General features: G+C 72.1%; 4 protein-coding genes and 1 tRNA gene. 2 read left to right on the top strand and 3 right to left on the bottom strand.

From position 1 onward, the window contains the following. Nucleotides 1-385 precede the first annotated feature (385 nt). Nucleotides 386-459: transfer RNA gene (locus tag K6I33_RS32735), tRNA-Lys, on the bottom strand. A 173-nt stretch (nt 460-632) separates the two neighbouring features. On the opposite strand from K6I33_RS32735, the gene K6I33_RS32730 reads away from it, so the two are divergent. Continuing rightward, entirely contained in the window at nt 633-1,412 is a 780-nt protein-coding gene (locus K6I33_RS32730; RefSeq protein ID WP_229358266.1) for a C40 family peptidase, read from the top strand. Nucleotides 1,413-1,529: 117 nt separating this feature from the next. Continuing rightward, a complete protein-coding gene (locus tag K6I33_RS32725) occupies nt 1,530-2,120 on the top strand; it encodes a lytic polysaccharide monooxygenase (RefSeq protein WP_229358264.1) in 591 nt (196 codons plus the stop codon). A 68-nt stretch (nt 2,121-2,188) separates the two neighbouring features. On the opposite strand, the gene K6I33_RS32720 is transcribed toward K6I33_RS32725, so the two are convergent. Further along, a complete protein-coding gene (locus K6I33_RS32720; protein WP_229358262.1) occupies nt 2,189-3,049 on the bottom strand; it encodes a cytochrome c biogenesis CcdA family protein in 861 nt (286 codons plus the stop codon). Further along, nucleotides 3,046-3,810 carry a DsbA family protein gene (locus tag K6I33_RS32715; protein ID WP_229358260.1) on the bottom strand — a complete coding sequence of 255 codons (765 nt, stop codon included), beginning with the start codon at nt 3,808-3,810 and terminating at the stop codon, nt 3,046-3,048. Before K6I33_RS32715 ends, K6I33_RS32720 begins: the two co-directional genes overlap by 4 nt. Nucleotides 3,811-3,985 lie beyond the last annotated feature (175 nt).

The following is a 3,985-nucleotide window of genomic DNA, read 5'->3' as shown; positions in this document are numbered from 1 at the left end:
GTCGTAGGACTGCTGCCGGGCGTCGGCAGGCGTGGACGTCATGAGTCATTCCCCCCGCACGCATGCTCACTGCGTGTGTGTGCCGTTTCGCGGGCCCCCCGGCCCCCCTGGCCGCGCGCGGGCATACCCGTGCCGGCTCCCTGCGGGCGCCACCCAACTCCCCGTTGGCGACGTGACATTGGGTGAAGCCGTGCGCTTTAGGATCTCGGACCGCGCATCATGATCGCAAGGGTGAAACAAGGTGTTTACCGGGCAAAGCGGTACGTCGAACGAAGATGCTTACGAATGTTGCGGAAGCGGTCATCAATGATGCGTGTAGATGTTCGCATCGAACAGAGAACGACTCAGGGCTCCCCACCGATGGTGAGGAGCCCTGAGACTCGCGTGCGCCGCCAGGGACTCGAACCCCGGACCCGCTGATTAAGAGTCAGCTGCTCTAACCAACTGAGCTAGCGGCGCCTGCTGACAACGGAAACTCTACCCGACGTTCAGGGGTGCCTCCGACCGCGGAGGCCGCTGTGCCTGAAAATCGGGCGATATTTATTACGGAAGGTGACTGTCTCGCGACATGCGGTCCGGCTCGGCCGCTGAGAAGCTGTGCCGAGCGGAACCGAGGGAAAGGCGGCGGGGAGATGCCCGAGGAGATACCCGGCGGGCGCGGCCGGCACCGGCGCCCGCAGCGCCCGCGGCGCACCGGGCGCCGGGCGGCGATGGCGGCCGCGGGGGCCGTGCTGCTCGCCGGTACGGGCACGTTCGCCCTCGCCACCGAGCGGCCCGATCCCCTTCCGGACCCGGTGGCCGTCGCCGCCGACGACCCGGACGGCGGCCCGCCCGACACCGCTCCCGAGGACCTGCCCGCCGATGTGCCCCCCGAGGCCCTCGCCGACACCGACGACACGACCGCCGTCGACGGCGACGACGTCGCCGATCAGGGTGGCGGGACCGGCGAGAGCGCCAGGATCCGCAGGCTGGAGCCCGCCATCGCCTTCGCGCTGGGCCATCTGGGTGATCCTTACGCCTACGGCGGCGCCGGCCCCCACCGCTGGGACTGCTCCGGGCTCGTCCAGCAGGCGTACCAGAAGGCGGGGGTCCGGCTGCCGCGGCTGGCGGCCGACCAGTACCGCGCCACCCGGCGCATTCCGCGCGGCGCCCTCGCCCGTGGCGACCTCGTCTTCTGGTCCAGCGACGGCCGGGCCTCCGGGGTGCACCACGTCGCGATCTACCTGGGCGGCGGGCGCTACGTCGAGGCGGCCCGCCCGGGGACCCGGGTGCGGATCTCCAGCCTCGCGTACTTCGACGCACGGATGTACGGCCGGATCGAGCCGTCCGACCGTGATGGTTTCCGCTGGGACGAGGAGGCCGGATCGCCGGTCACCTGTACGGGCGATGAGGAGCGGTGCGACCGGGGGTGACGTCAAGAGTGCGATTTTGGCCTGGACATGACCATCGGCCGTCATTAGCCTCAGCCTTGGTCTAGACCGCAAATCCACTCGACTCACAGAACCCCCCACGTTCTCGAGGAGTGACGTATGCGCAAAAGGATCAGTGCGGCGATCATCGGCCTGAGCGTCGCCTGTATCTCCCTCGTCCCCACCGGAAGCGCCAACAGCCACGGCTACACCGACGCGCCCACCAGCCGGCAGGTCTTCTGCGCCCAGGGCGCGGTGAGCGACTGCGGTGAGATCCAGTGGGAGCCCCAGTCCGTCGAGGGCCCCAAGGGCTTCCCGTCCCACGGCCCGTCCGACGGCACGCTCTGCGCCGGCGGCAACAGCCGCTTCGCCGAGCTCGACGACCCGCGCGGCGGGGACTGGCCGGCCACCAAGGTCACGGCGGGGCAGGGCTACGGCTTCCGCTGGAAGCTGACGGCCCGCCACGCCACCACGGACTTCCGCTACTACATCACCAACGACCACTACGACCCGAACCGGCCGCTCACCAGGGCCGATCTCGACCCCCAGCCGTTCCTGACCGTCCCCTACGGCGGCCGGGTCCCCGACGCCGCGGTCACCCACCAGGGCACGCTCCCGGCGGGAAAGAGCGGCAAGCAGCTGATCCTCGCCGTCTGGACCGTCGCCGACACGGGCAACGCGTTCTACGCCTGTTCCGACGTCCAGTTCTGACGGTCGCCGGGCCCCTGGGGCCCGCCGTGGGGTGCCCGTCCGCCGGGCACCCCACGGCACCGCCGGGCCTACGGGCCCTCGGTGCCGTCCGGTCCGCCGGAGGCGGGCTCACCGGCCGGGCGCCGCAGCGCGAACCACGCCAGCGCGCCCGCCGCCACCAGCGCGAGCACAGCCAGCAGCGCGTAGTCCGGCACCGCGCCGCCCACCCGGGAGACCAGCTCCTCCAGCCGGAACTCCTGCTCGGCGTCGATGATCCCCGGCAGTCCGGTCGTCCCGCCGAAGCCGAGGAAGAGCACCCCGATGGCGATGAAGAACAGGCCCGACACCAGCGAGGTGGTGTGCAGCCGCAGCCGGCCCAGGCGCAGCTCCCGCCCGCGCAGCCAGCGCCGCCGCCCCAGCTGGAAGCGGTCCCAGAGCAGGGCGAGCACGAACAGCGGCAGCGCCATGCCCAGCGCGTAGACGGCGAGCATCGACGCCCCGTGGAGGGGGTCGCCGTCCACGGCCGTCACGGTCAGCACCGCGCCGAGGATCGGCCCCGCGCAGAAGCCGGCCAGTCCGTAGACACAGCCCAGGAGGAAGGTCGAGGCGGCCGTGCGCGGAGTGATCCGCCCCGCCGCCGCCTGCGCCTTCTTCGAGGCGAAGCCGAGGCCCACGATCTGGGCCGCGCCCATGGCGATCACCACCCAGCCGCCGACGGTGATCAGCAGATCGCGGTGGCCGTTGAAGAGCCGGCTGGCGGCGCTGGAGGCGGCCCCGAGGGGGACGAGGGTGGTGGCGAGCCCCAGGTAGAAGACGCCCGTGCGGGCGAGGAGCCGGGTGGGGCTGGCCAGGGAGTAGGCGAAGAACGCCGGCAGCAGCAGCGCGCTGCACGGGCTGACCAGGGCGAGGACGCCGCCGAGGAAGGCGGCGAGATAGCCGATGTCGGTCACTTGCCCGACTTCCCGGCGGCCTCCTTGACCGCCTTCGCCTGGGCGATGGCGGCCTCGAACTCCTTCATCGGCTGGGCGCCCGCGAGCGGCCGGCCGCCGACGAGGAAGGTCGGGGTGCTCTGCACGCCGAGGGAGTAGCCCTCCTCCTGGTCCTTCTTCACGGCCGCCTCGGACTCGGTGCCGTTCAGGTCGGCGCGGAACGCGTCGAGGTCCTTCACACCGGCCTTGCCGGCCATGTCGACGAGCTTGTCCTCGGCGAGCGCGTCGCCCTTGCGGAGCTTGGCGAAGACCTCGTCGTGGAACTGCCAGAAGCGGCCCTGCCGCCCGGCGGCCCAGGAGGCGCGGGCGGCGCGCTCGGAGTCCTTGCCGAAGATCGGGAAGTTGCGGAACTCGACGCGCAGGACGCCCGCGTCGACGTACTTCTTCACCAGCTCGGGCTGGGTCTCCCGGGTGAAGCGGCCGCAGTAGGAGCACTGGTAGTCGGCGTACTCCACCATCACGACGGGGGCGTCGGCCTTGCCGATCGCGAGCGGGTCGCCGTCCTTGCGGCGGCTGGTGGCCTGCTCCAGCTTGTCGTAGGTGGCCTGGTTGGGGTCGAAGGACGGCCCGGAGTCGGCGGCGGGCCTGTCCTTGCCGGAGCCTCCGGTGTTCTTGGCGATGGCGATGCCGGCGGCGACGACCGCCACGACGAGGGCGAGGACCGCGCCGACGGCCGCCAGACGGCGGGAGGGCGAGGAGAGGCGTGCGGGACGTGCGGACATGAGGAGGGGACTCCCTGGGTCGTACGGAATCTGGGTGTGCCGGAGCACGGCCCGGCGCGGGCCGTGGTGGGGCGGTCTAGATCCGTAGGACGGGGAGCAGCTCGGCGCGGTCGGCCGCCGCCACGGGCGGCGCCCTGGGGGCGGTGACCTGCGGGGCCCGGGCGCGGGGGAGCGC

This window comes from Streptomyces sp. UNOB3_S3 (assembly GCF_020740895.1).
Lineage (GTDB): Bacteria > Actinomycetota > Actinomycetes > Streptomycetales > Streptomycetaceae > Streptomyces.
The sequence above is the reverse complement of the archived record's forward strand: the minus strand, read 5'-3'. Positions and strand labels throughout refer to the sequence as shown.

Bases quoted from the DNA above. Each gene is read 5' to 3' on its own strand.
- K6I33_RS32730 (WP_229358266.1), top strand. From the start codon at position 633: ATGCCCGAGGAGATACCCGGCGGGCGCGGCCGGCACCGGCGCCCGCAG.
- K6I33_RS32725 (WP_229358264.1), top strand. From the start codon at position 1,530: ATGCGCAAAAGGATCAGTGCGGCGATCATCGGCCTGAGCGTCGCCTGT.
- K6I33_RS32715 (WP_229358260.1), bottom strand. From the start codon at position 3,810: ATGTCCGCACGTCCCGCACGCCTCTCCTCGCCCTCCCGCCGTCTGGCG.